A 3213-nucleotide genomic window follows, 5' to 3' on the forward strand; every position below is an offset into this window, starting at 1 on the left:
TTGGACACGTCTTGCGAACTGACGCCGAGTTCACGCGCTTTCTTCTGGTCGATCTGGAAGCGCACCGAGCGCTCCGATGGTTCGTCCCAGTCGTATTGAACGTTTGTCGTGCCGCTGTCGGCGCGCATTTCGGCGAAAACCTTTTCCGCGATGCCGCGCACGGTCGGCAAATCGTCGCCGCTCACGCGAAACTGCACGGGATAGCCGACCGGCGGACCGTTTTCGAGCCGTGAAAGGCGTGTTCTTATCGATGAAAATTTCTCGCGCAAAACGGGTCCGAGCCAGCTTGCGAGTTTCTCGCGGTCTTCCACGGACTTCGCGGTGATCACGAACTGCGCAAAGTTCGGTTGCGGCAATTGCTGGTCGAGCGGCAGATAAAAACGCGGCGCACCGGTGCCGACGAAGTTCACGATGTGATCGATCTCCGGACGTCCTTCGAGCACCTTTTCCAGACGCCTGGTCTCCCGCAACGTGGCTTCGAACGAGGCGCCTTCCTGCAGCCGGACATCGACGAGCAGTTCCGAACGATCCGAACTCGGGAAGAACTGTTGCGGCACGAGCGTGAAGCCCGCCATGGCAATGACAAACAGCACGAGCGTGATGCCAAGCACGACAAAGCGCCGCTCGATACACCACGCGAGCCAGCCGCGCAGCCGCGTGTAGAACTTCGTGTTGTAGATATCGTGTTCGTGATCATGCGCGTGATGTGCCTCGCGCTTGCGTTCGGGCAACAGCTTGTAGCCAAGCAGCGGAATCAGCACGACTGCCGCGAACCAGGATGCAATGAGCGCGATCGCCGATACCTCGAAGATCGAGCGCGTGTATTCACCCGTGCTCGATTTTGCAAGCGCAATAGGCAGGAAGCCGCCGACGGTGACGAGCGTGCCGGTGAGCATGGGGAAGGCGGTGCTCGTGTAGGCATAAGCCGCGGCGCGCGAGCGGTTCCATCCTTGTTCGAGCTTTACGGCCATCATCTCGACCGCGATGATCGCGTCGTCGACCAGGAGGCCCAGCGCGAGAATCAACGTGCCCAGAGAGACCTTGTGCAGGCCGATATCGAAGAGATACATGAAGAGCGCGGTCACCGCGAGCACGACCGGAATCGAGATCACGACGACCATGCCGGTACGAAAACCCAGCGACACGAGACTCACGATCAGCACGATCACGACAGCTTCGGCCACTGCCTCGAGAAAGTCGTCCACCGACTTCGATACCGCGTGCGGCATGCTCGACACTTCGTTCAGCACGAGGCCGGCGGGAAGTTGCGTGCGCAGTTGCGCCACCTGTGCGTCGAGCGCCTTGCCCAGACGCACGACGTCCTGGCCGGGCTGCATCGTGATGCCGATGCCGAGTACAGGCTTTTCGCCCGAACGCATTTGCGTGGAAGGTGGATCGAGATAACCGCGCTTGATCGCCGCGATGTCGCCAAGGCGGAACGAGCGGCCGTTCACGCGGATGAGCGTGTCGGCGAGCGCGGCCATGTCGGCGATCTGGCCGCTCGGGCGCACGAATACGCGGTCGTTCGGCGTGTTCATGGTGCCGGCGGGGGCGACGGCGTTTTGCCCGTCGATAGCCTGCGCGATCTGCTGCGGCGAAATGCCAAGCCGGGTCAATTGCGTATTCGATATCTCTACATAAACGCGCTCGTCCTGATCGCCGAAATAGTTGACCTTCGCGACGCCCGGCACGCGCAGCAGGACCGTGCGCAACGAGTCGGCGTAATCGTGAAGCTGCGCAGGCGAAAAGCCGTCGCCGTCCAGCGTGTAGATGTTGGTGAAGACGTCGCCGAATTCATCGTTGAAGTAGGGGCCTTGCACGCCCGGGGGCAGCGTGTACGCAATATCGCCGACTTTCTTGCGCACCTGATACCACTCTTCGGGCACCTCCTTCGCAGGTGCGCCGTCTTTCATCGTGAAGAACAGAAGCGATTCGCCGGGGCGCGAGTAGCTGCGCAGGAAGTCCGTCGATGGCGTTTCCTGCAGCTTCTTCGCGATCTTGTCGGTGACCTGTTCCTGCATCTGGCGCGCGGTTGCGCCCGGCCAGAAGGTCTGGATGACCATCACGCGGAACGTGAACGGCGGATCTTCGGATTGTGCGAGCCGCGTGTAAGCAAGCACGCCGAAGATCGTCGCCATGGCGATCAGGAAGACGACCAGCGCCTGATGCCGCAACGCCCACGCGGAGAGATTGAAGCGGCCTTCTTCGTGACGATAATCGCCGGAAGCCGCCGCCGCCGCCGCTGCCTCGGCGGCGGAGGTGCCGCGCGTCTGTTTGCCCTCTTGATCGCTCATGACGCGAAATCTTCCGGATGCAAGGGCGGGACCACGCGAACTTTTTCGCCGGCGGAAACGGTATGGACGCCTTGCCATACGATGCGCTCGCCCGCCGCGATTCCCTGCGATACGGTCACGGTGCGCTCGCCATAACGCGACACTTCCACGCGACGCAACTCGAGCGCGTTGTCCGCCTTCACGACCCACACGGCGGGCAAGTTTCCGGCATGAAACAGTGCCGTGGAAGGCAGCGTGAATGATTGTCCCGGGGTGCCGGAAGCTGGAGCTGGGCTCTGCGCGAAGGCGACATCGGCGGTCATGCCAAGCCGGACTTCCGGCGTGGGCGCTTCGAGCGTGAGCCTTACGCGGTACGTGCGGCTCTGTGCATCGGCGGCGGGGGACACTTCGCGCACGCGTGCGGCAAATTTCTTGCCGGCAAGCGCGCCGATGCTGACCGTAGCGTTCTGTCCGACTGCAAGCGAGGCAAGCGCCGTCTCTGGCACATCGGCCACCACATCGGTCTCGCCGCTCCATGCGAGGTTGTAGACGGCTTGTCCCGCTGACACGTTCTGCCCCGTGTCGGCCTGTTCAGCGGTGATGACGCCGGCTTTGTCGGCGATGAGCGTGGTGTACTTCAACTGATCCTGCGATAACGCCGACTGCGCTTGCGCCTGATTGCGCTGCGCAAGCGCTGCGGCATACGCGTTTTCGGTCTGTTCGAGCTGCGCGCGCGAGATCAGGCTTTCCTGTGCCTGTACCCGGTCGCGCGTGACCTGCTGCTCGGCGTAGGTCAACTGGTGCTGCGCCGCGCAAGCGCTGCGGCATACGCGTTTTCGGTCTGTTCGAGCTGCGCGCGCGAGATCAGGCTTTCCTGTGCCTGTACCCGGTCGCGCGTGACGTGCTGCTCGGCGTAGGTCAACTGGTGCTGCGCCGCGGA

The 3213-nt window shown here is 62.7% G+C and carries 2 protein-coding genes; both read right to left on the minus strand.

The window, feature by feature from the left end; translation table 11 throughout:
• Nucleotides 1-2294, minus strand: a 2294-nt coding sequence (locus ACRXB1_RS33350; RefSeq protein ID WP_449494457.1) for an efflux RND transporter permease subunit, incomplete at its 3' end; no start/stop codon positions are given.
• Nucleotides 2291-3213, minus strand: a 923-nt coding sequence (locus tag ACRXB1_RS33355) for an efflux RND transporter periplasmic adaptor subunit (protein WP_449494458.1), incomplete at its 5' end; no start/stop codon positions are given. The genes ACRXB1_RS33355 and ACRXB1_RS33350, both read right to left, overlap by 4 nt.

Source organism: Caballeronia sp. M23-90 (genome assembly GCF_053574605.1).